The following is a 22760-nucleotide window of genomic DNA, read 5'->3' as shown; positions in this document are numbered from 1 at the left end:
AGGAAAGGAGTAAACGGCCATGAAAAAGGTCCGTATCTATACCAATGAGGGTTGCGGAGGCTGCCAGCAGGCGAAAGAGTACCTTCGCAAGAACGGCATCGACTTCGAGGAACGGGAAATCGGGACCGACGAGTCCGCGCGGAAGGAGCTGGAGGCGAAAGGGATCCAGTCCACTCCCGTGCTGGAAATCGGCGGCGAGACGGTCGTGGGATTCGATCCCGGCCGCATCGAGGAACTGCTGAAAGCGGCTTAGGACAATAACGACGGACGCCGCCTGCACCCGCGACGGTGCGGGCGGCATCATTTTGACGACAGATCAGCCGTTCCCCGGCGGGATCGCCCCTTCGCACGGCACACCGGTCTGACAGAGGCCGCAGCCGATCTGGCTTACGCCGAACCGCTCGCCCACCGCGCGGGGAATGTCATCGCGCAGGTAATCGCGGCACCGGGCCTTGTCGTGTCCCCCCCGGGAAAGCGCGCCGGCCGGGCATCGGCCGATGCACAGTCCGCATCCCCCTTCCCTGTAATGCAGACAGTTGCTGCGATGGTCGCCGCCGGTCCGCCTCGTCGGCGCGAGCGACAGATCGGTGATCACGCTGCCGCAGCGATGAGCGATCCCCTTTTCGGTGATCAGACCGTCGTTCAGGCTGAAAGTCCCGAGACCGGCGGCATAGGCGGCATGGCGTTCGGACCATGAGGAAGCGATCCCGACGGGCGAGTCGCCGAGGAGGCGCCAGTCCGGATGGAGGTGAGGAGCCACGGCACGGTGCCCCCGCGCGACAAGGAAATCGACGAAGTGCCGCCGCAGGGCATTGTTGAACTCCTCGCCGAAGGTCCGGGTCTGCGCCCAGGGAAGCGAGGGGAAGCGGATTTCCGTCCGGTTGCTCTCGCGGGTCATCTCCGTGATCGGCAGGACATAGGAAATCACCGTAGCCGGACGGGCGTCACATCCCACGGGAGTGCTCGAAAACAGCTCCTCCGGGGTCAGATGAAAGTCCCCGATGATCTTTTTATACTCGGTGAACAGGGGATCGTCGGCCGCGGTGAAACCGACCAGCGGCTCGTCGAAGAACCGCTCCTTGCTCCCGGGAAAACGGTTGGACGGGCTTTCCAGCACGAAACGGCGCAGTTCTTCACGAATTTCGTTCTCCATGGCGCCTCCGAATCCGTTTCTGGAGGTTCGTTCTCTTGAGCGGCGGGATCTACCCGTCGTCTACGAAGACCAGGACCAACGCCCCCTTGCTGCATGCCGAAACGCAGGCGCCGCACCCCATGCAGGTTTCTTCCCGAACCGTCGCGCAGCGATCTTCCTTGGAAGGGAAACGCACACCCTCGGGCGGACCGATCGCATTCACGTTGCCGGTGTCGAAAGAATCTCCGCGATCTTCGCGGCGCTCCGGATCGATGACGGCGGAATACCCCGTCTTCCCGACGCCGTTGGTGAATCCCATCTTAACTCCATGCATGATCTCATGGTGGCAGCCGCTCCACCCCCGTGCCGGAGATCGGCGGCGAGACGATTGCGGGATTCGATCCCGACCGCATTGAGGAACTGCTGAAAGCGGCCTGAGGCGCGGGAAGCCGCGGGGGCAGATCCGCCCGCTCCCTCGGGGTCGCCGGCGGGTTCATGTGACGTTCGGCAGGGGATTCTCCTTTGCGTCCACAAGCCTCCGGATGATCCGGGAGAGATGTCCCGCGGTGATCGGCTTGAGCGCGAGGACGGAATTCCCGATCGCCTCCAATTTATCGGGGGTCATCCGTTCGCTGAATCCGGTGCAGAAGATGACGGGGATGTCGGGCCGGATCTCGCGCAGCATCTTCGCCAGGACGTCCCCCGTCATCTCCGGCATGGTCATGTCGGTGACGAGCAGGTCGAAGGCGTCGGGATTCGCCCGGAAGCGCTCCAGCGCCTGCCTGCTGCTTGTGAAGGCGGATATCCTGTAGCCGAGGTGTCCCAAAGACCTTTCCACGAATTGGGTCACCATCGCTTCGTCGTCGACGAAAAGGATGCGTTCGTCGCCGGGCAGCGGAATTTCTTCCCGGATTTTCTCTTCGGCTCCGGTCCATTGCTCCACGGGAAGGTAGACCTGGAAGGTCGAGCCCTTTCCGGGCTCGCTCGCCACCGTGACCGCCCCGCCCCGGCTCCTCACGATCCCGTGCACCACGGAGAGCCCCATTCCCGAACCTTCCCCTTCTTTCCGCGTGGTGAAGAAGGGTTCGAAGATGCGCGCCCTGACCTCATCGGTCATTCCGCAGCCGGTATCCTTCACCGTGAAGCAGACGCAGCGGCCCTTCCTCAATTCCGGGTGGACGGCGAGGAAAGAGGCGTCCGGCGTCACGTCCTCCAACGACACTTCCAGGACGCCGCCGCTCTCCTTCATCGCAAGCGAGGCGTTCGTGCAGAGGTTGATGACGATGCGGTGGATTTCCCCGGGATCCGCGAGGACCAGCGAGTCGGAGACGATGTTCTGCCGGAATACGATCGTCGTGGGGATGGAGGCGCGCAGGAGTTTCATGGCTTCCTTGACGATGAGCTTGGGCTTGACCGGCCTGGCTTCCTCCTTGCCCATGCGGCTGAAGGAAAGGATCTGCTTGATGAGATCCGTGGCGCGGCCGGAGGCTTTCAGCACGGCGTCCAGGTACTCCTTCTGCTCCGGTTCCGTGCACGACAGACGGCAGAGCTCCGTGAACCCGACGATGGCGGTCAGGATATTGTTGAAATCGTGCGCGATGCCCCCGGACAAGGTGCCGAGCGCCTCCATCTTCTGGGCCTCGGCCAGGTGCTCCTCCATTTCGACTTCCTTGGTGACGTCGCGGCGGGTGGCGACAAAACCGATGATTTCGTCCTTTTCGTCGCGGATGGGGGAAATGGTGGCGTTCTGCAGGATCGGCCGCCCGTCCTTGGCGCGGTTATGGATCCTGCCGTTCCATGTCCGGCCGGCCTTCAGGGTAACCCAAAGATCCTTGTAGAAAGCCTGGTCGTGCTTTCCGCTCTTGAAGATCCGCGGATTCCTGCCGAGCAGTTCCTCGGCGGTATACCCCGTGGTCTTGGTGACGGCGGGGTTCGTATACAGGATGTTCCCCTCCGCGTCCGTGATCACCACGTCCAGTGCGGCCTGCTCCACGGTTGCGGCCAGCCGCCGAACGCGCTCCTCGGTCTGCTTCAGCAGGTGGATCTCCCAGACCTTGTTCGTGAGGGCCAGAAGGGTGGAAACATCCATCTCCTCGTAGTCCGTATCCTTGTTCGCCACCACGGAGACCGCGACGACGCGTTCTCCGATCATCATCGGGATGCTGACGAAACGCGTAAGCCCGGCATGCCCTTCCGGAAGGCCCTTTTTCCCGGGATGCGGCTCTTCGTACCGGTTGCAGACGAACGGCTCCCTCCGGCGGACGCATTCCGCCCAGATGCCGGCATCCTTCAACGTGAATGTTCTGGGCCTTCCGGTGATCCTGCACTCCTGCATTACGTCCTGCGACCAGATGGGCAAGGTCATTACGGACTCCTCGTCATCCAGGAACCCGATGAACGAAAGCCGGCTTTTCGTCAGGGAGCGCAGCGCTTCGTTGCAGCGGTCCAGGAATTCCTGGAAGGAGGAAGAAGCGGCCGACTCGCGGAGCTCCAGCAGCGTCCTGTCCAGCTCCGTCTGGCGGATCAGCGACTCCTCCGCCCGCTTGCGATCCGCGATTTCCTATGCCAGGTCGGCAAGAAGGGAAATGGCTTTCACATCTCTCTCCCCGTAAATCACCGGCTTGTTCCCCACACCCAGAATGGCCTTGATCCGGGAACCCCTTATCACGGGCACGACAAGCTCCCGAAGGACCGGGGCATGCCCTTCCGGCATCCCTTTGCGGTGGGGGAGCGACGCATAGTCGTTGTGGATCACCGGCCGGCGCTGATGGACGCAATCGACCCACACACCCGCCTCGCCGATTGCGTAGTGCAGGTTTTTCCCTTTCGCCGTGCAGAATTCCGCTTTTGTCCGGGTGGACCAGTTCTGGAGCGTGAGAGACTGCTGATCCTCTTCGACGAAGTGATAGAAACCGATGAGGCTGCCGCTCAAGCTTTCCGCTTCGTTCAACGTCTCCTCGAGCAGCTCGTCCAGCGAATGCGTCGCCGCGAATTGCAGCAGATGCAGGCGGGACGCGTTGACGGCGCCGTCGTGCGCGCGTTCGGCGCGGGTGCGCAGAGTGGCGATGCCGAACGCCATGTCCTCCGACAGTTCCGTGAGGAGCCGGATTTCTTCCGGCGTGAAGGCATCCGGTTCGGCGGAGTAGATCATGAATGCGCCGAAGACGTTGCCGTCGAAATCCTTCAGCGGCATGGCGATGGAGGAACGGTAGCCGCGGAGCAGCGCCTCCTCGCGCCAGGGGGCGACCTGGGGATCGGTCAGGAAATCCTTTGTGCACTGGTTTAGACCGCTCCGGATCGCCCTGCCGGCGGGGCCGCGCCCGCGTTCCGTTTCCGACCACGTGATCCTTGCGAAATAGAGGTACCCCTCCTCGACTCCGTACCATGCGGCCGGCCTTACCGTCTTTGCCTCGTCGTTTTCGGCGTACCCCACCCAGGCCATCCGATAACCGGCGTCGTCGCACACGATCCGGCAGATGTCGTTGAGCAGCGCCTGTTCCTCCTCCGCGCGGACCAGGACCTGGTTGCACAGGCTGATGGCGCGCAGTTCGCGGTTCAGGCGGCGCATTTCCTCCTCGGACCGCCTGCGTTCGGAAATGTCGCGGCCGATGGCGAGCGCCCCGATGATCCCGCCGCTCCGGTCGTGCTCCGGCACGATGGCATATTCGAGGAAGAGCTCCTTTCCGAAGGCGTTCACCCAGGAGAAGCTGCAGTTCTCGGTCGTTCCCTTCTCCAGCACGCGGCGCAGCTTTTGTTCGTATTCCGAGACGATGGGGTCGGGGACCCGGGCGATGGCGTGCGTGGGTACGTTGACGACTTCCTGCCTGGAAAGCCCGCTGGCCTTTTCCCAGCTCTGGTTCACGTATGTACGCCGCAACTCCTTGTCGTAGCGGACGATCAGATCGGGCATGTTGTCCAGGAGGGTATGGTATTCACGCTCCCGAAGGGTCACCGCGTCCTCCGCCCGCTTCCGTCCGGTGATGTCCACAAAGGTTGCGATCACATGGGAGACATCGCCTTGCCGGCCGCGCACGGGATCCGCGCTGGCCAGAACCCAGACCACTATTTCGGACCCGGTACGACGAACGCCCAAAACAACATCCCGCAACGGCTCCCCCGTGGCCAGGGCCCGGTGGGCCGGGTACTCTTCCCGCGGCATGACGCTGCCGTCCTCCCGCAGGAAGCACAGGCCCGGATCGGCGACCGGCTCTCCCGACGGCCGCGCTTCCGTCAGTCCGAGCAGCCGCCGGGCCTCTTCGTTTGCGACCAGTATTCGGGACCCGGTTCCGTGCACGATGATGGCGATATGGATCTTCCGGATCAGCTCCCGGTAGTTCTCCTCGCTGGTCCGTAACTGCTCCGTGCGTTCCGCAACGCGCTTTTCGAGGGATTCGTTGGCCTCGATGAGTTCCCGTTCCAGGCGCAGGAAATCGGTGACGTCGCGCATGACCGCAACCGCGCCGAGCTTCCGCCCGCCCGCATCCGTTATCGCGCCGCCGTTGGCCAGAATGAAGCGGGGGGCCTGGCCCTTGGCTATGATCGCCATGCCGGCATTCCTGACGGCCTTGCCCTCGTAGGCCATGGCCAGAGGGATCTCCTCGGCCGGCAGGGGCGTAACCCCGTCGTACCGGAAAAGGTCGTAATGCCGCGCCCAATCCCCCGGAGGCAGCCGCATCGGGTCCAGGCCATGCCATTCCCTCGCCGAGCGGTTGAACAGCGTCAGGGCGCCGCCGGCGTCGCAGGCGACCACCCCGTCCGCCATGTTTTCCAGCAGGCAGCGGTTGAACTCGTGTTCCTGGACCAATCGTTCTTCCGCCCGTTTCATGTCCCGGAAAATCAGGTCGAACGGCTGCTTCAATCCCGTCCTGATCAGGGCGCCGTATATCGCGAGGAAGCCGAAAATCTTGAAAAAGTGGCCGACGAGGTTGCTTTCGCCGTACACGTCCTCATACAACGTGAACGCCGCTTCGCTCGCGATGAAGAAGCCGATCGACATCAGAATCATCCGGAAAACTGTTTCCTCGAAGGCGCCGCGCTTGGCGAACAGGAGGAGGGCGCAGACCCCGAAGACGGCGCAGATCACATACTCGCTGAATTTCTTGAAAGGGGTCAGCCCCGTCCCTTCGAGAAAACAGGCCGGGAACACGTTCCACCAGAGGATGCTTGAGAGAAGCAGCGCCGACCACGCCGCGAAGCCGGCAAGGCAAACCGCCGGACCGATTCTTTTCGGCCGGTCCAGGAAATATAGCGCGACGAGCAGGGCGAAAGCCTGCGTGTACCTTGCCGCGATCCAGAGCTTCGTCGCTTCGGCTCCCGGCCCGAAGAGGGCGGGCATTCCTTTGTAGGACAACGTATGGACCAGGTCGATCGATCCGATGAAGAGAAAGGAGATCCCCATGATCAGCAGGAAATTGTTTCGGATCTGGCGCCTGAGGTTCCAGGTGAGGAGAAAAACGGTCAGAGCTATGACGATGCCGGAGAACTCCGCCAAAGTGTGGAACAGGAGGTAGTTCACCCGGGAAATGAAATACAGCCCCGCAAGCGCGGAAGCGAGAAGAAACGCCTTGGTCTGTCTCGACAATCCTCCGATGGCGGGGTCCTGGAAAGAGCCTTCCACGTTTTCGGCCGGATTCATCGTAAAGGCCCCCTTGTCAGCGGGTCAGGGCATGCAGGCGCTCCAGGCAGTCGGATGGATGGGGATTGCTATGCGAAACGATACGGCCGGGCATGAGGAAAAGAGGCTCCAATAACGCACCGATCCGGGAAGACAACGTTGCCCCCGGACGATGCCGGTGCGCGGATCAGTCATTTACATCGGATTGCCTCCCGTTTCAATGGTCTCGATGCATCATCGCGAATCTGCGATAAATTATACAATATTCCTTGAATTCATACGACAAATGCCGCTATTCCGCCAGCTTCAATTCCTCCCGGAGACGATGGACCTGCTTCCCGGTGAGATTCTTCCCGCGCTGGGCCTTGACCTCGTCCGCGGAGATCGGCTTGAAATCCTTCGGCAGCAGCTTGTCGTTCCCCCAGCTCGTGAGGATGTAGTTGAGGACCGCGGCGGCCTCTTCATCGCCGAGCGAGTAGAATTCGGGCATCGTCCCGTCGTACTTTATCTTCTGGCTCTTGATGGCGATCTTGCCCTGCAGCCCGTACAGCAGGACCTTTATGATGTAGGACCGGTCGCCCGATACGATCTCGGGGGCATGCGCCACCAGAGGCGGGTACATCCCGACCATTCCGGCGCCGTTACCCCTGTGGCAGGGGACGCAACGCTCGAAGACCTTCGCTCCTTCCGCCTGGCCCAGTGCCTGGCCGGGGATCGCCATCGTCAGCGCCAATGCCAGCAGGAAATTTTTTTGCATGACCGGTCTCCTGTCAGAAGAATTCCCTGAGGCTCTCGTCGATCCCCTTGAGGGTCTCGTACCAGAAATCCCGGGCGGCCTCCGCCTTGTCCCGCGCGAAGCGGTCGATCCACTCCGCAAGCTCGGGACGGTCGTCCCGGTCGACTTCCGCCTTGCGCTTGAGGAAGCTGTGCAGGAAATCGATGTTGCGCTCCGATTCCCAGAAGATCGGGCTGTTGCGGCTGTGCATCCGGCTGGCCAGCACGTCGATGGAATGGAGGAACTGCTCCTTGCGGCCGTAGAGGGAGCCCATCACCTGCGGGAGCATCTCCTCCGCCCATCCCCTGTGGAAGCGGCAGACGCCGAGGTTGTCGAGGATCAGCTCCGCCTTCATCCGCTCCGCGCACATCCTTCCGAGCACACGGGGAGGGATGAAGTCGTTGCTGTAAACCATGTAGTACTTCCCCATGATCGCCATCGGCGCCAGGACGCCGGATACCCAGTACTGGTTCGGCACCATCCATCCGCGGCGGCTGTAGGCGACGTAAACGAGCCGGTCGTGGAGCGCCTTCCCCTTCGCGCGGGAATGGATCCGGCTCCACTTGCGCACCCCTTCGCGGAAATCGAGGATGCCGCGGCGCTCGAGGATGGCGTCGAGCAGCTCGCAGCCGAGATCGGCGTTGTGCAGCGAGTCGCCGACGACGTCGAAATCCTCCATTTCCCAGCGGGGGAGCCGGTCGACCCCGAGCTCCTCGGGCGTCAGCGCCTTTTCGTCGAGCAGGTCCATGAGCCATGCGAGGACCCCGCCGCCCGAGATGGCGTCGAATCCCATGGCGTCGCAATGGTGGGCGAGTTTCTCCGCCGCGCGCTGGTCGAAGACGCCGCAGAGCGGGCCCATCGTCTGGTAGGGCTCGTAGTCCTTCTTGTAGATCCCGTTCATTTTCTTGCATACGGCGACGCACGGCTCCCCGCAGGTGGCCTGCTGTTTTCGCCGGATGGTTTCCTCGTTGAACTGCTTGAGGTAGTGGCCGACGATGAATTCCCGGTGGAGCCGCTCCCGCTTCTCTTCCGTCCAGAAGACGGTGCGGTAATTGAAGGCCAGGATCCTGCCGCCCATGGTGGCGTAGTTGACCCCGAAGGTGCCTCCGGTCCCCACCTTCTCGTCGTAGCGGTACTTGGCGGTCGCCTGCAGGTCCTTCTGCATCAGGCGCATGTCGTACTTGTTCCGGAACCACTCGTCGGCGACTGTCCGGTCCCGGAAGTCCTCGTCCACCGTCGTGCCGCCGTAGATGATCGCGGCGACGCCGTATTCCTGGAGCATGGCGCTGCCCAGGCCGCCCCGCCCCGCCCACGTGTCGACGTGGCCGATCTTTCCGTCCGTGATGGGGACCGACATGACTCCTCCCATGTCGGTGCGCAACGCCGCCGGGCCGACGGCGAGGATCCTCGGGTCGTTCTCGTAGCGCCCTCCGAACATCTCGTAGACCCGGTCCGTGAGCGCGTAGACCCCGGTCCGGCCCGACCTCCAGATCTCCTCGACATCGACAGGGACCACCTCGACGTCGATGTCCTCGCCGTGGGCGCGGTTCAGGTAGAGGACCGACGGGACGGGCGCCTTGCCCGCCAGGCTGAGCATGTTGATCCCGAGGTTGTCGAAGACCAGCCCGGCGCCGCCCATGGAGCTGATGTAGTGGCCCTGCCAGCAGGGGGAGCGGCCGGTCACCACCATGCGGTTGGAGCCCGGCAGGATGGATCCGGCGAAGAGCCCGACGCCGAAATTGAGGGTTCTCCGCTCGGAGGTCAGGTGGATCCCAAGGTCCACCGGTCCGAAATAGCGGTCGATGTCGTATTTCCTGATCCTGTAAAAACCGGTGGCCGGATCGACGAGCAGCACCCGCTGGCAGACGGTCATGGCTCATCTCCTGGGAAAGGCATCCATTCTCGATTCTCCGTGGAGGGCCGATGCAAGTCAATCGGTACGGCCCCAGAATTTTTTCGGAACATCGTTATATAGATTGTGATATAACGCCTCCCTGAAAAAACCCGCAGAAGGGAGATCGGTCCATGAAACGGTTTCCACGCGCGATCGGGACGACGTGTACCGCATTCGTTCTCCTTGTTATCCTTCTTGCCGCACCGGCCTTCGCGGAAGAGAGGCTCCGGATGTCCACCACGACCTCCACGGAGAATTCGGGGCTCCTCGCCGTGCTCCTCCCGCCGTTCGAGAAGAAGCACGGGTGCAAGGTCGACGTCGTCGCCGTCGGGACGGGCAAGGCGCTCAAGCTCGGGGAGGCGGGCGACGTGGACGTCGTGTTCGTGCACGCCCGGACGCTCGAGGACAAGTTCGTGGCGAACGGCTTCGGTGTCGACCGGAAGGACGTCATGTACAATGACTTCATTCTACTGGGGCCCAAGGACGACCCCGCCGGGGTGCTGAAGACCAAAACCGCCCCGGAAGCGTTCCGGGCGATCGCCGCGAAGGGAAGCCCGTTCATCTCCCGCGGCGACGCATCGGGTACCCATATCAAGGAGAAGGAGATCTGGGCCGCCTCCGGCACCGCTCCCAAAGGCGCCTGGTACATCGAGGCGGGGCAGGGGATGGGCGAGGTCATCATGATGGCCGACCAGAAGCGCGGATACGCCCTGGCCGACCGCGGGACGTACATCGCGTTCCGGAAGAAGTCCGACCTGGTCATCGTCCGCGAGGGAGACAGGGACCTGTGGAACCCGTACGGGATCATCCCGGTCAATCCGAAGAAGTTCGCGCACGCGAAATACGACCTCGCAATGAAGCTCGTCGATTTCATCACGGGGAAGGAAGGACGCGCCCTCATTGAAGGATTCAAGATCGAGGGGCAGCAGCTCTTCTTCGTCTACCCGGAAACGGCCGGGAAATAAGGGCGACGGCCCCTTCGGAGGATACCGGATCCGCCTCCTGGAAGAGATCGGACGGCTCGGATCCATCACGGCGGCGGCCCGCGCGGTCGGCGTCAGCTACAAGACCGCCTGGGACGCCGTCGATGCCATGAACAACGCATCGGAGCGGGACCTTGTCTGTCGGGTGGCCGGCGGCAGCGGCGGCGGGGGCACCACGCTCACCGAGGAAGGGAAGGAGACGGTCCGGAAGTGCCGCATCCTCCGGACCGAGCACGAGAAATTCATGGAGCGCCTCGATAGGCGGCTGGGAGGCGCGTACCGCTGTTATTCCATCTTTCGGGGGGTCGCCATGCGGATCAGCGCTCGGAACGTCCTTACGGGGAAGGTGCTTGAGATCCGGAAGGGGGACGTCAACTCGGAAGTGCTCCTGCGCCTCAAGGGCGGAGACACTCTCTGCGCGGTCATCACCAACCGCAGCGTCGAGACGCTGGGCCTCGCCGCGGGGAAGGATGCCTACGGGATCGTCAAATCCAGCGACGTGATCCTCGGAAAGGAGCTCCAGGGGACGAGGGTCAGCGCCCGGAACCTGTTGCAGGGAACGGTGGACCGGATCGTTCACGGCCCCGTGAGCGCGGAGGTCTCCGTCAAGCTGCCGGGAGGGTCGGTCCTTGCGTCCGTCATCACGGAGGGGAGCGCGAAAAGCCTGGAGCTGGCGCCGGGCGATTCCGTATGCGCCCTCGTCAAGGCGTCCAACGTGATCCTGGGCGTGGACGGCTGAGGAAGAGGGGGGCGCCTCCGCGTGGATTTTCTCATCTCCTCCCTTGCGACGGCCCTCCGGATGATCGGGGACCTTTCCCCCGACGTCGTGGACGCCGTCGGCACCTCCCTCTCCGTCTCCGCGGGGGCGACCCTGTTCGCCGCATTCCTCGGCATCCCGCTGGGGCTCGTCATGGGGCTTGCCGAGTTTCCGCTGAAGCGGTTCGCCATCACCGTCCTCAATACCCTCATGGCGCTGCCCACCGTGGTGGTGGGGCTCCTGGTCTACGGCTTCCTGAGCCGCCAGGGGCCGCTGGGGGCGCTGGGACTCCTCTTCACCCCGACGGCGATCGTGATCGGAGGGACGCTGCTCGCCGCCCCGATCGTCGCGAACTATGCCCTGGCGGCGGTCCGGGGAGCCGACCGGCGGATCCTTCCGACGGCGCTCACGCTGGGCGCCGGGCGATTGCGGGCCGCGGGGGCGCTGATCGGCGAGATCCGGTTCGGCATCCTCGCCGCGGTGATCGCGGGCTTCGGGCGCGTCATTTCCGAGGTGGGCGTGGCGATGATGCTCGGCGGGAACATCCGGGGATACACGCGGACGATGACGACGGCCATCGCCCTCGAGACGAGCAAGGGGGAGTTCGCCTTCGGGATGGCGCTGGGGATCCTGCTGCTTTCGGTTGCGCTGCTCGTCAACCTGTTCCTTCATTATCTCCAGCAGAGGTAGCCGCTTGGGGGATATCTACCGCCTGAAATCGGTCCGCCATCGGTACGGGAGCGCGACCGTCCTCGACATCGACGACCTGGCGATCGCCGAAGGCCGGCTCTACCACCTGACCGGGGCCAACGGCGCGGGGAAAAGCACCCTCCTGGGCCTCCTGGCGTTCCTCGTTCCTCCGACCTCCGGCGAGATCCTGTACGCCGGGGAGAGGGTCGAGTGGAAGAACGGTTCCGTGGAGCGGCTGCGCAGGAAAGTCACGCTGCTTCACCAGTCGCCGTACCTGTTCGGGGGGACGGTCCACGACAACGTGGCGTTCGGTTTGGCGGCGAGGGGGATCCGGGGGGAAGAACGGCGGCGGATCGTCGAGCGGGCGCTTTCGGCCGTCTCCCTCGAGGGGTTCGGCGACAGGAAGGCCCGGCAACTGTCCGGGGGCGAGACGCAAAGGGTGGCGATGGCCCGGGCCCTCGCCTGTTCTCCAGAAGTCCTTCTGCTCGACGAGCCGCTCGCGAACATCGACCGGGAGACCTCCGCGCTGCTGGAAACCGTGATCGCGTCGCTCCCCGGGCAAGGTACCACGGTCGTCCTGGTCACGCACGATCCGGACCACCGGATGCGCCTGAACGGAGAGACGATCATCATGGAAAAAGGAAGGATCGTTCCCCCCGCCTTCGCTCCCTCGATTTCCTGAGTCGCCTCGCGGCCGCGAGGCATGGATTTCCGGGCCGCCGGTCTTTATACTGTGCCCATGCCCTGTTTCGAGGAGGCGAGAAGAACCATCCTGGAAAACGTCCCGCGGCTCGGCGCGGAGCGGGCCGACCTGCTGTCGGCGGCGGGCCGCGTCGCAGCCGAGGAGGTGACGGCGCCGTGGGACATGCCGTCCTTCGACAATTCCGCCATGGACGGGTTCGCCGTCCGGGCATCCGATTGCCGCCCGGGAGACGTCCTTCCGGTCGCCGGCTATGTCCCGGCGGGGGAGAACGGGGCTCTCGAAGCCGTCCCGGGCGCCGCCGTGCGGATCATGACCGGCGCTCCGATTCCCGCCGGCTGCGACACGGTGATCCCGATCGAGGACACGGAGGAGCGGGCAGATGGGATCCTGCTCCGGGAGAAGATCGAACCGCGGCAGCATGTCCGTTTCCGGGGGGAGGACATCCGGCGGGGGGAGCGGATCGTCCAGGCCGGCGCCGTCCTGCGCACCCCCGAAATCGGCATGCTCGCCTCCTTCGGAAAGGCCTATGTGGCCGTCCACCGCCGGGCGCGGGTCGCCGTCCTTTCCACCGGGGACGAGCTGATCGAGATGGGGGAGCCGCCGGAGCGCGGAAAGATCGTCAACAGCAACGCCCTGTCGCTTGCCGCCGCCCTTCGGGAGATCGGCGCGGAGCCGCTCCTCCTCGGCATCGCCCGGGACAACCGGGAAAGCCACCTGGAAAAGATGGCCGCGGCGCGCGGCGCCGACGCCCTGATCACCACCGCGGGGGTTTCCGCGGGCGACCGCGACCTGGTGCGCGCCTGCCTCGCGGAGCTCGGCGTGCGGCAGCTTTTCTGGAGGGTGGACATCAAGCCGGGGGGGCCGTTCGCATTCGGCCTGATGGGGGAGATGCCGGTATTCTCCCTTCCCGGCAACCCGGTGTCGACCATGATCACCTTCGAGGAGCTGGTCCGCCCCGCGCTGTTGAGGATGATGGGGCGCCGCCGGGTGATCCGCCCCTTCGTGCCGGCGACGCTTCGGGCCGGCGCGAGGAAGAAGCCCGGCAAGGTCCATTTCCTCCGTGTGCGGGTCGAGTCGGAGGACGGCCGCTATTGGGCGGTCTCCGCGGGCGACCAGAACACCGGCATCCTGAAGACCATGGTCCGCGCGAACGGCATCGCGGTGCTTCCGAAGGACAGGACGGAGTTCGCCGCCGGCGAGGAGGTCCAGGTTCACCTGCTGCATGACGATCTGCAGATGACGGAGGATTGAGCCGTGCCTTTCAACCATTTCGACGACAGGGGCGCAGCGGTCATGGTCGATGTCGGCGGGAAGGAGCCCACGCACCGGACCGCCGTCGCCGAGGCGCGTGTCGCAATGCGGGCGGAAACCCTCGACGCCATCCTCGAAGGCCGGGTGACCAAGGGGGACGTGTTCGGAGTGGCCCGTGTCGCGGGGATCGCCGCGGCGAAACGAACCCAGGAACTGATACCGCTTTCCCATCCGGTGGCCATTCACCACGTCGCCGTCGACATCGCTTCCGATTCCGCGAAGGGAGAAGTCGTCGTCAGGGCGACGGTCCGGGCGTTCGAGCGGACCGGGATGGAGATGGAGGCGATGGTTTCCGCTTCGATCGCGGCCCTCACGATCTATGACATGTGCAAGGGCGCCGACCGGTCGATCTCCATCCGGGACGTATCGCTTCTTTTCAAGGACGGAGGGAAAAGCGGCGTGTACAGGAAAGGAGAGGGATTCCAATAAGAATATAAACACCGTTCTCTTATATATCGACACCTTCCGGGAAGCCGATTTCCGTAGTTTGTCGAGCGGTTCGTCCCGCGCGCCCGGTATTCGTTGACTTTCCTCCTTTAATGATGTTAGCTTCCTTTTCAAGACAGGTCTCGAGGAGTTTAATTTTTAAAACGACAGGTCCGTAAGCGTTTTCGTCGTCCGGGCTCGCCATGTCCTTCACAGGGGATCCGGGATTGAACGATTCATACGGCCGCAGGATTACCTACTTAAGGATTTCCGTTACCGACCGCTGCAACCTGCGATGCAGGTATTGCATGCCGGACGAATGTCCCCACACTCTGCCGCAGGAAAACGTCCTTTCTTTCGAGGAAATCCGCGCATTTGCGGATGCCGCCGTGAAGAACGGCATCGAAAGGATCCGGATCACCGGAGGGGAACCTCTGACGCGAAAAGGAATCACCGGACTTGTCGGGATGCTGAGGGGGATCGACGGACTGAAAGACCTTTCCATGACGACGAACGGAATTCTGCTGAAAGGATTCGCGAGGGAATTGAAGGTCGCCGGGCTGAACAGGGTGAACATCAGCCTGGACACCGTGGACCCGGAAAAGTACCGGTGGATCACCCGGAACGGCGACCTGCGGGAGGTCCTGCAGGGCATCGACGCGGCGGAAGAGGCCGGCCTGCTCCCGATAAAGATCAACTGCGTCGTGAAGGGATCATCCGGGGACGAGGACGCCGTCGGCGTCAGGGCCTTCTGCGAACGGAGGAAGCTCCAGGTCCGCTTCATCCGCGAGATGAACCTGGAGAACGGGGAATTCGCCGTCGTGGAGGGCGGGACCGGTGGCGACTGCAGGATCTGCAACAAGATCCGGCTGTCGTGCGACGGGAACTTCCGTCCATGTCTTTTCAGCGACCTGTCCTTCAATGCGAGGTCCCTCGGCGCGGAAGAGGCGTTCCGGACGGCGGTATGCGCGAAACCCAGGATCGGGACGCGGAGCTCCCTGAACAAGTTCAACCTGGTCGGGGGGTAGCCCATGGGCGCCGGGAAGGTCCTTTCCGTCAACGTCTCGGAAGAGAAGGGGACCGTCAAGCGTCCCGTGGCGGAGATCTTCCTCACGGAAACGGGCGTCCGGAACGACGCCCACGCGGGAAAATGGCACCGGCAGGTCAGCATGCTGGCGGCGGAAAGCGTCGAGAGGTTTTCGAAAGAGGCGAAACGGCCCATCGGGTACGGAGAATTCGCGGAGAACATCACCACGGAAGGATTGGACCTCCGCGGGTGCGGCATCTTCGACCGTTTCCGGATCGGGGAGGCGGAGCTGGAGCTGACCCAGATCGGGAAGGAGTGCCACGGGAACTACTGCGCCATCTACAAGGAAGTCGGCAACTGCGTCATGCCGAAGGAAGGGATCTTCTGCAGGGTGCGCAAGACCGGCGCGGTCCGGCCGGGGCAGGAGATCGTGCACGCCCCGAAAGTCGTGCGCGCCTTCGTCGTCACGTTGAGCGACCGGGCGAGCGAGGGAGGGTACGAGGACCGGAGCGGCCCGAAGGTCCGGGAGATCCTCGACGCCCACTTCCGATCCTGGTGCCCCCGGCACGAGATCGAACACGCCCTGATCCCGGACGACGCGGAAGCGCTGCGCCGGCTGCTGGCCGAACAGCGCGACCGGGAGACGGACTTCGTCTTCACCACGGGGGGGACCGGCATCGGGGAAAGGGACGTCACGGTGGAGGTCGTGTCGGGCCTGCTCGACAAGCGGCTCCCGGGGATCATGGAGATGATCCGCGTGAAATACGGCGCGGAAAATCCCCGCGCCCTGCTGAGCCGCAGCGTCGCGGGGGTCATGGGGAAGACGCTGGTCTACGCGCTTCCGGGAAGCGTCCGGGCCGTGGAGGAGTACCTGGGGGAGATCCTGAAGACCACGGAGCATTCGCTGTACATGCTCCATGGGATCGACAAGCACCGCTCATAGCCGATGAGGGCCCGCAGGCCATGAGAAGGAAGATCGTTCTCGGCCTGGCGGTTTACTCCGCCCTGTTTTTCTGCATGGGGCTGTACATCGTCTACACGATCCATGCGGACACGGAAAAGCTGAACGACCTCATCCAGCTCCACCAGGTCGAGATCCTCAGGGAACGGTTCCTCATCCAGATCAAGCGCGTCCAGGCCGACCTCGCCCTGAAGAACTCCCGCTTCTCCCGGTCGCTCGACACCATGGCCCTCGATATCCGGCACATGCGGGACGTGGTCGACGGCTGCTTCGGCTGCCATCATTCCCCGGGGGTGCAGGAGGGGATCGACGAGATCCGGCGCAGCATCGGGCACTACGAGGCCTCGCTGGACCGGGTGCTCGTCTCCCGGGAGAACGACTTCCTTCCGGCGGAAGAGGAGCACCGCGCCCTGCGGGACGGGGAGGTGCTGGTCGAGAAGGTCAGCGACATGGTCGCCCTCACCAACGCCCGCCTGAACGTGAAGACGAAGCAGGCGCTGCAGGACATCGGGAACTCGCGGAACTTCCTCTACGTCCTCCTCGCCGCGGGCCCCCTGCTGTCGTTCGGCCTGGCGGCGGTCTTCGTCAACGGCTTCTCGAAGTCCGTGGACCGGCTCCTGGAGGCGACCCGGAGCCTGAAGGCGGGAAATCTCGATCACCGGGTGGAAGGACTGGAGGACGAGTTCGGGGAGCTGGCGTCCTCCTTCAACAACATGGCGGGCTCCATCAAGGAGCAGATGCTCCGGATGCGGGAGGCGGAGCAGACCCTCGAGAACGCCAACCTGGAGCTGAAGCGGACGCAGGAACAGATGGTGAGGGCAGAGACGATGGCGGCCCTGGGGACCCTTTCCTCGGGAATCTCCCACGAGCTCAACACGCCCTTGAGCGTCATCCTGAACATGACGCAGCTCATCAAGCAGGAATCGAAGGACAACCCCGCCCTTCAGAAGGACCTGTGCGTCCTGGAGCGCGAGGCGAACCAGGCCGTCAAGGTCACGCGGAGCCTCCTCGGGTTCGCGCGTTCCGCCAAGTCCGTGAAGGAGCGGGTCGACGTGAACCAGGTCCTGGAGGAGCTGTTCAAGATCATGGAATTCCAGCCCTCCGCCCGGGCGGTGCGGCTGCACAAGGCGCTGGCGCGCGACCTGCGGCCCGTCTTCGGCAATTCGGGGCAGATCCGCCAGGTGTTCCTGAACGTCATCCTGAACGCGGTGCAGGCGATGCCGGACGGAGGGGAACTCGACGTCGTCTCGGCGAACCGGACCACGGAGGCGCACGAAGGCGTGGAGGTCATCATCTCGGACACGGGGTCGGGGATTCCCAGGGAGCACATCGACAAGATTTCCCAGCCGTTCTTCACCACGAAGGAGGAGGGCACGGGGCTGGGCCTCGCGATCAGCTACGGCATCGTCCAGGAGCATCAGGGCCGGATCGCCGTCGAGAGCGAGGTCGGACGGGGGACCACGGTGCGGATCTTCCTGCCGGACGGGGCTCCGTCGGAGGCGCTGCAATGAACCGGGAGATCCTGATCGTGGAAGACGACCGGAACCTGGCGATGGTCCTCTCGCGCGTCCTTGCGAAGGAAGGCTACGAGGCGACCGCCTGCCACACGGTATCGGAGGGGAAGGCGGGGATGAAGGGCGGCGCGGTCCCCGACCTGATCCTCACCGACATCTATCTGCCCGACGGATCGGGGCTGGAGCTGCTGGAGCACGCGAAGAGCACCGGGCAGGACGTTTCCGTCATCGTCATGACCGCCAACGCCACCGTGGAGACCGCCATCGAGGCGATGAAGATGGGAGCGATCGACTACCTGCTGAAGCCGTTTCCGGTGGAGGAGCTGCTCCTCACCCTCAGCAGGATCTGCAAGTGCCGCGCCCTGCAGGCGGAGAACCGGTACCTGAAGGAAGGACAAAGGAACCGGTTTTTCGAGACCGGCATCGTGGGCAACTCGGAAGGGATCCGGGAGATCCTTTCGGTCATCGCCAACGTCGCGGACAGCCGCGCAGGCGTGCTGATCGAGGGGGAAAGCGGGACCGGCAAGGAGCTCATCGCCCAGGCGATCCATTTCACCGGGAACCGGTCGGAGAAGATGTTCATCCCGATCAACTGCAGCGCGATTCCCGACAACCTCCTCGAATCGGAGCTGTTCGGCCACGTCAAGGGGGCCTTCACCGGGGCGCTGGATAACAAGCAGGGGCTGTTCCTTTCCGCGGACGGGGGCACCCTTCTTCTGGACGAGATCGGCGACCTGTCTCAGACGCTCCAGGCGAAGCTGTTGCGGGTGCTGCACGACGGACGGATCCGGCGCGTGGGGGACTGCCGGGAAATCGTTACGGATGTCCGGGTCATCGCCGCCACCAACAAGGAGCTGCCCGCCATGATCCGCAAGGGGGAGTTCCGGGAGGACCTGTATTTCCGGCTGGCGGTCATCCCCATCCGCGTGCCGCCGCTGCGGGAGAGAAGAGAGGACATCCCGATCCTGGTGGAGCATTTCCTCCGGCATTATTCCGAAGGGAAGGGGCCGCAGATCCGATTTTCGGACGAGGCGCTCGGGCTGCTCCAGGAATATTCCTGGCCGGGGAACGTGCGGGAGCTGAGGAACCTGGTCGAGCGGTTCAGCATCCTGAAGCGGGGGGGATTCATCGGCCGGGAGGACCTCCCGCCGGAGTTCCATCCCACGGACTCCCGGGTTTCCCGGGATGCCGCCGCGATGTCGGACTACCGCTCCGCGAAGCGGGAGCTCCTCGAGGATTTCCACCGGAGGATCGTCGCGGAGGCATTGAAAAAACACGGAGGGAACGTCTCCCGGGCTTCCGACTCCCTCGGACTGGACCGGGGGAACTTCCAGCGGATCATGCGGAGATGCGGAATCCACTCGTCCCGGTTCCGCGCGGAGGAGTAGCGGACCCGCCGGGGCTTCGCGTTACAGGCGGGTCATCTTTGACGCACCGCGCGCCGGATCCGGCGTCCGGATCCAATCACTCGCCCTCTTCTTGACGGCGGCGGTCCGCCGTACCGGATCTTTACCCACGCTCCTCTATATCCCCGGTAATACGACGTTTTTTTTCGAAAAGAGGCGTTCCCGCAAAATCGCAGTTTGAAAAATCCCCCCTTCCGGGGAGAGTGGTTGCGGGCATCCGCCGTCTCCCGGACCGTAAATTGCCCCCCCGCGTCCGGTTTGACGCATTTTAAGTTATCGAAAATAAACATGAAAGCGATATAAGGGTGCGTCATTTCCGCCCGGCGCGCGCAAAGTGTTTTCTGAAACATATTGATAAAACATGGTTTTTTCTCGGCATGCGGATTGCAATTTCTGCAAGAGAGAAAAAGAGACGGAGGTGTGCGGCATGAAGCTCACTCGCAGGAGCTTTATAAAGATCTCGGGCGCGGCGACCGCCGGACTGGCCTTGAACGGGATGGGATGGAACCTGCGTCCCGTCGAGGCTTACTCCTGGCAGCTCCGGACCCGCGACGCGAAGGAAACCCCCACGATCTGCTGCTATTGCGGGGTCGGGTGCGGGATCACCTGCCATACGGACGTCAAGACGGGCAAGGTGGTCTACACGGAAGGCGACGCCGACCATCCCATCAACCAGGGCGCCCTCTGCGCAAAGGGCACGGCCGTCTACCAGCTCGCCCGCAACGAGGAGCGGCTGACGCAGGTCTGGTACAGGGCGCCGTACAGCAGCAAGTGGCTCGTCAAGGACTGGGACTGGGCGCTCAAGCGGATCGCGGAAAACGTGAAGAAGAGCCGCGACGCCAGCTTCGTCGCGAAGGACGCCAAGGGACGTACGGTCAACCGGTGCGAGGGGATCGCGTCGGTCGGCAGCGCCGCCCTCGACAACGAGGAGCTCTGGGCCTACCAGGCGATGCTGCGCGCCCTCGGGCTGGTGAATATAGAGCATCAGGCCCGGGTCTGCCACAGCTCCACGGTGCCGGCCCTTGCGGAATCGTACGGCCGCGGCGCGATGACGAACCACTGGATCGATATCCGCAACAGCGACGTCATCCTGGTCATGGGCAGCAACGCCGCGTCGAACCACCCCATGTCGTTCCGATGGGTTTCGAAGGCCCAGGAGAACGGCGCGACGCTCATCAGCGTCGACCCGAGGTTCACCCGCACGTCCACCCTGGCGGACATCTACGCCCCCATCCGTTCCGGGACCGACATCGCCTTCCTGGGCGGGATGATCAAGTACATCCTGGACAACAACAAGTACTTCCGCGACTACGTGGTCAACTACACCAACGCCTCCTTCATCGTCGGGGAGAAGTACGGCTTCAACGACGGGCTCTTCTCCGGATTCGACGCCGGGAAGCGCGCCTACGACAAGTCCATGTGGGCTTTCGAGATGGACGCCAACGGCGTTCCGAAGCAGGACCCGACCCTCAAGCATCCGCGGACCGTCTTCCAGCTCATGAAGAAGCACTATGCCCGCTACACGCCGGACACCGTCTCCAGCATCACGGGAACGCCCAAGACCGATCTCCTCAAGGTATACAAGGCCTACAGCTCCACCGGCGTCCCGGACAAGGCGGCGACGATCATGTACGCCATGGGCTGGACGCAGCACACCGTCGGGGTCCAGTACATCCGCACCATGGCGATGATCCAGCTCCTGCTGGGGAACATCGGGATCGCCGGCGGCGGCGTCAACGCCATGCGGGGAGAGTCCAACGTCCAGGGCTCCACCGACCACGGGCTCCTGTTCCACATCCTGCCCGGATACCTTCCCGTTCCCAGCGCGTCGATCACGTCGCTGGCCGAGTACAACAAGAAGTTCACCCCCGTCTCCAAGGACCCGACGAGCGCCAACTGGTGGCAGAACCGGCCCAAGTACATCACCAGCTACCTGAAGGCGATGTACGGCGACAACGCCGTGCCGGAGAACGATTTCGGGTACGGATATCTCCCCAAGCTGGAGGACGGAAAGGCATATAGCTGGCTCGACATCTTCGACCGGATGTATGCGAAGGAGTACTCGGGCTTCTTCGCGTGGGGGCAGAATCCCGCGTGCAGCAGCGCCAACTCGAACAAGGTCCGGGCGGCGCTGGGGAACCTCGACTGGATGGTCGTCGTCAACCTGTTCGACAACGAGACGGCCTCCTTCTGGAAGGGCCCGGGCGTCGATCCCAGGCAGGTCAAGACCGAGGTCTTCATGCTCCCCTGCGCGGCCTTCATGGAGAAGGAAGGGTCGCTGAGCAACAGCGGCCGCTGGGTCCAGTGGCGCTACAAGGCGCAGGAGCCGCCCGGGGACGCCAAGCCCGACGGCGACATCATGGTCGAGCTGTTCCACGAGATCCGGGAGCTCTACAAGAAGCCGGATGCGGCCTCGGCGTATCCCGATCCCATCCTGAATCTCCGGATGGACTTCGCGGACAAGGGCAGGTTCGATGCGCACCGGGCGGCGAAGGCCATCAACGGCTACTTCACCCGGGACACGGTCGTCGGCGGCAAGGCGTTCAAGAAGGGCGACCAGGTGCCCGCCTTCGCCATGCTCCAGGCCGACGGCTCCACCGCCTGCGGGAACTGGCTCTACAGCCAGAGCTACAACCAGGACGGCAACAACATGGCCCGCAGGAACAACAAGGACGAGAGCGGCATCGGCCTGACCTCCGGTTGGGCGTGGGCCTGGCCGGTCAACCGCCGGATCCTCTACAACCGCGCTTCCGTGGATCCCACGGGCAAGCCTTGGAACCCGAAGAGGGTGGTGGTCGAGTTCGCGGGCGAAGTCAAGGACGGCAAGTACGTGTCGAGCAAGTGGAAGGGCGACGTCCCCGACGGGCCGTGGTACCCGCTGAAGAACCCCGACGGGACGGACCGCGCGGACGGGAAGAAGCCCTTCATCATGCAGACCCACGGCATGGGGCAACTTTACGGCCCCGGCCTGAACGACGGACCCTTCCCCGAGCATTACGAGCCGATCGAGGGCCCGGTGAAACGACATCCGTTCAGCTCCCAGCGGACAAACCCGGCAGCGGCCATCTTCACCTCGGACAAGGATGCCCTTCGTCCGCACGATGCCCGGTTCCCCATCGTCGCGACCACGTTCCGCATCACGGAACATTGGCAGACGGGCGTGCTCACGCGGTGGCTGCCGTGGCTGCTCGAGGCGGAGCCGGAAGTCTTCGTCGACATGAGCGAAGAGCTCGCCAAGTCCAAGAAGATCCGTAACGGCGAGAAGGTGGTGGTCGAATCCGCCCGCGGACACCTCGAAGCGGTGGCGGTGGTGACCTCGCGGCTGAGGCCGTTCACCATCATGGGCAAGCAGGTGCACCAGGTCGGGTTGCCCTGGCATTACGGATGGGTCTGGCCCAAGGATGGCGGCGACAGCGCCAACCTGCTGACCCCGTCCGTGGGCGACGCCAACACGAGGATTCCCGAGTCGAAAGCGTTCATGGTGGACATTCGGAAGAAGGCGGAGGTATAGCGCATGTCCGGAAAAAGCTTCCTCATCGACACGTCGGCCTGCATGGCCTGCCGCTC

18 protein-coding genes are annotated in these 22760 nt (G+C 63.8%); 12 read left to right on the top strand and 6 right to left on the bottom strand.

Going from position 1 to position 22760, the window contains the following annotated elements; all coding sequences use genetic code 11:
• Window positions 1-19 precede the first annotated feature (19 nt).
• Complete coding sequence (locus AB1346_12610) at window positions 20-253, top strand: glutaredoxin family protein (protein MEW6721285.1); 234 nt, start codon at window positions 20-22, stop codon at window positions 251-253.
• 63 nt (window positions 254-316) lie between these two features.
• Here AB1346_12610 and AB1346_12605 read toward each other — a convergent pair whose 3' ends face one another.
• The 6 genes from AB1346_12605 to AB1346_12580 all read right to left on the bottom strand — a co-directional run bounded on the left by AB1346_12605 (window position 317) and on the right by AB1346_12580 (window position 9394).
• Window positions 317-1153, bottom strand: coding sequence for an epoxyqueuosine reductase (locus AB1346_12605; protein ID MEW6721284.1), 837 nt, complete (start codon window positions 1151-1153; stop codon window positions 317-319).
• A gap of 49 nt (window positions 1154-1202) precedes the next feature.
• Complete coding sequence (locus tag AB1346_12600) at window positions 1203-1451, bottom strand: 4Fe-4S binding protein (GenBank protein MEW6721283.1); 249 nt, start codon at window positions 1449-1451, stop codon at window positions 1203-1205.
• Between the two features lie 174 nt (window positions 1452-1625).
• Window positions 1626-3626 (bottom strand): GAF domain-containing protein, encoded by a 2001-nt coding sequence (locus AB1346_12595; protein MEW6721282.1) that lies wholly within the window; start codon window positions 3624-3626, stop codon window positions 1626-1628.
• Between the two features lie 66 nt (window positions 3627-3692).
• On the bottom strand, window positions 3693-6767 hold the full coding sequence (locus tag AB1346_12590; protein MEW6721281.1) for an MASE3 domain-containing protein: 3075 nt from the start codon (window positions 6765-6767) through the stop codon (window positions 3693-3695).
• 271 nt (window positions 6768-7038) lie between these two features.
• Window positions 7039-7503 carry a cytochrome c gene (locus AB1346_12585; protein ID MEW6721280.1) on the bottom strand — a complete coding sequence of 155 codons (465 nt, stop codon included), beginning with the start codon at window positions 7501-7503 and terminating at the stop codon, window positions 7039-7041.
• Window positions 7504-7516: 13 nt separating this feature from the next.
• A complete protein-coding gene (locus AB1346_12580; protein MEW6721279.1) occupies window positions 7517-9394 on the bottom strand; it encodes an aldehyde ferredoxin oxidoreductase N-terminal domain-containing protein in 1878 nt (625 codons plus the stop codon).
• A 152-nt stretch (window positions 9395-9546) separates the two neighbouring features.
• Here AB1346_12580 and AB1346_12575 point away from each other — a divergent pair, with 152 nt between their 5' ends.
• The 11 genes from AB1346_12575 (at window position 9547) to fdnG (ending at window position 22704) form a co-directional block, all read left to right on the top strand.
• Window positions 9547-10380 (top strand): substrate-binding domain-containing protein, encoded by an 834-nt coding sequence (locus tag AB1346_12575; protein MEW6721278.1) that lies wholly within the window; start codon window positions 9547-9549, stop codon window positions 10378-10380.
• Window positions 10316-11137, top strand: coding sequence for a TOBE domain-containing protein (locus AB1346_12570; protein ID MEW6721277.1), 822 nt, complete (start codon window positions 10316-10318; stop codon window positions 11135-11137). The genes AB1346_12575 and AB1346_12570 overlap by 65 nt, the downstream gene beginning before the upstream one ends.
• A 21-nt stretch (window positions 11138-11158) precedes the next feature.
• Window positions 11159-11845 carry an ABC transporter permease gene (locus AB1346_12565; GenBank protein ID MEW6721276.1) on the top strand — a complete coding sequence of 229 codons (687 nt, stop codon included), beginning with the start codon at window positions 11159-11161 and terminating at the stop codon, window positions 11843-11845.
• A 4-nt stretch (window positions 11846-11849) separates the two neighbouring features.
• Window positions 11850-12527 (top strand): ATP-binding cassette domain-containing protein, encoded by a 678-nt coding sequence (locus AB1346_12560; GenBank protein ID MEW6721275.1) that lies wholly within the window; start codon window positions 11850-11852, stop codon window positions 12525-12527.
• Between the two features lie 57 nt (window positions 12528-12584).
• Complete coding sequence (gene glp / locus AB1346_12555; protein MEW6721274.1) at window positions 12585-13799, top strand: gephyrin-like molybdotransferase Glp; 1215 nt, start codon at window positions 12585-12587, stop codon at window positions 13797-13799.
• Between the two features lie 3 nt (window positions 13800-13802).
• Complete coding sequence (moaC, locus tag AB1346_12550) at window positions 13803-14288, top strand: cyclic pyranopterin monophosphate synthase MoaC (GenBank protein MEW6721273.1); 486 nt, start codon at window positions 13803-13805, stop codon at window positions 14286-14288.
• 200 nt (window positions 14289-14488) lie between these two features.
• Entirely contained in the window at window positions 14489-15313 is an 825-nt protein-coding gene (locus tag AB1346_12545) for a radical SAM protein (protein MEW6721272.1), read from the top strand.
• A 3-nt stretch (window positions 15314-15316) separates the two neighbouring features.
• Window positions 15317-16255, top strand: coding sequence for a molybdenum cofactor synthesis domain-containing protein (locus tag AB1346_12540; protein MEW6721271.1), 939 nt, complete (start codon window positions 15317-15319; stop codon window positions 16253-16255).
• Between the two features lie 20 nt (window positions 16256-16275).
• Window positions 16276-17784, top strand: a complete 1509-nt coding sequence (locus AB1346_12535; protein ID MEW6721270.1) for an ATP-binding protein — start codon at window positions 16276-16278, stop codon at window positions 17782-17784.
• Window positions 17781-19175: a sigma-54 dependent transcriptional regulator gene (locus AB1346_12530; protein ID MEW6721269.1), complete on the top strand. Its 1395-nt coding sequence runs from the start codon at window positions 17781-17783 to the stop codon at window positions 19173-19175. Before AB1346_12535 ends, AB1346_12530 begins: the two co-directional genes overlap by 4 nt.
• Window positions 19176-19620: 445 nt before the next feature.
• Window positions 19621-22704 (top strand): formate dehydrogenase-N subunit alpha, encoded by a 3084-nt coding sequence (gene fdnG / locus AB1346_12525; protein MEW6721268.1) that lies wholly within the window; start codon window positions 19621-19623, stop codon window positions 22702-22704.
• Window positions 22705-22760: the final 56 nt, after the last annotated feature.

This window comes from Thermodesulfobacteriota bacterium, assembly GCA_040758155.1.
GTDB lineage: Bacteria > Desulfobacterota > Deferrimicrobia > Deferrimicrobiales > Deferrimicrobiaceae > UBA2219.
Note: the sequence above shows the minus strand (reverse complement) of the source record. Positions and strands in the feature narration are given on the sequence as shown.

What these genes read in the sequence shown, in the direction of transcription:
- AB1346_12530 (MEW6721269.1), top strand. Translation starts at nt 17,781, where the DNA reads ATGAACCGGGAGATCCTGATCGTGGAAGACGACCGGAACCTGGCGATG.
- AB1346_12540 (MEW6721271.1), top strand. Translation starts at nt 15,317, where the DNA reads ATGGGCGCCGGGAAGGTCCTTTCCGTCAACGTCTCGGAAGAGAAGGGG.
- AB1346_12575 (MEW6721278.1), top strand. Translation starts at nt 9,547, where the DNA reads ATGAAACGGTTTCCACGCGCGATCGGGACGACGTGTACCGCATTCGTT.
- AB1346_12590 (MEW6721281.1), bottom strand. Translation starts at nt 6,767, where the DNA reads ATGAATCCGGCCGAAAACGTGGAAGGCTCTTTCCAGGACCCCGCCATC.
- AB1346_12535 (MEW6721270.1), top strand. Translation starts at nt 16,276, where the DNA reads ATGAGAAGGAAGATCGTTCTCGGCCTGGCGGTTTACTCCGCCCTGTTT.
- AB1346_12600 (MEW6721283.1), bottom strand. Translation starts at nt 1,451, where the DNA reads ATGGGATTCACCAACGGCGTCGGGAAGACGGGGTATTCCGCCGTCATC.
- AB1346_12585 (MEW6721280.1), bottom strand. Translation starts at nt 7,503, where the DNA reads ATGCAAAAAAATTTCCTGCTGGCATTGGCGCTGACGATGGCGATCCCC.
- AB1346_12580 (MEW6721279.1), bottom strand. Translation starts at nt 9,394, where the DNA reads ATGACCGTCTGCCAGCGGGTGCTGCTCGTCGATCCGGCCACCGGTTTT.
- AB1346_12610 (MEW6721285.1), top strand. Translation starts at nt 20, where the DNA reads ATGAAAAAGGTCCGTATCTATACCAATGAGGGTTGCGGAGGCTGCCAG.
- glp (MEW6721274.1), top strand. Translation starts at nt 12,585, where the DNA reads ATGCCCTGTTTCGAGGAGGCGAGAAGAACCATCCTGGAAAACGTCCCG.
- AB1346_12545 (MEW6721272.1), top strand. Translation starts at nt 14,489, where the DNA reads ATGTCCTTCACAGGGGATCCGGGATTGAACGATTCATACGGCCGCAGG.
- fdnG (MEW6721268.1), top strand. Translation starts at nt 19,621, where the DNA reads ATGAAGCTCACTCGCAGGAGCTTTATAAAGATCTCGGGCGCGGCGACC.
- AB1346_12605 (MEW6721284.1), bottom strand. Translation starts at nt 1,153, where the DNA reads ATGGAGAACGAAATTCGTGAAGAACTGCGCCGTTTCGTGCTGGAAAGC.